Source organism: Peribacillus sp. SIMBA_075 (genome assembly GCF_046534585.1).
Genome location: NZ_JAWRYN010001458.1, coordinates 1 through 241, shown reverse-complemented (window position 1 = coordinate 241; position 241 = coordinate 1). Strand labels below are relative to the sequence as shown.

Sequence of the window (241 nt, the reverse complement as noted above, 5' to 3'; positions counted from 1 at the left end):
CTGATATCCCCGGCTGCTTTCGCTGATTCCTCCGCCAGTTTACGGACCTCATCGGCAACGACAGCAAATCCTCGACCGTGCTCACCCGCTCTCGCTGCCTCGATAGCAGCATTCAGTGCCAAAAGATTCGTTTGGTTGGCAATTTGCGTAATAACTTCAACGATATGCGTAATATGCTTGGATTTTTCATTCAAATGGATAATATCATCCGCTGTCGTTGACGACGTCTGGCTAATGAGAC

Annotated in this window: 1 protein-coding gene; it reads right to left on the bottom strand. The window is 48.5% G+C overall.

Going from position 1 to position 241, the window contains the following annotated elements; genetic code table 11:
- The coding region (locus SB775_RS33220) for a methyl-accepting chemotaxis protein (RefSeq protein WP_410865553.1) at nucleotides 1-241 on the bottom strand (241 nt) is incomplete at both ends.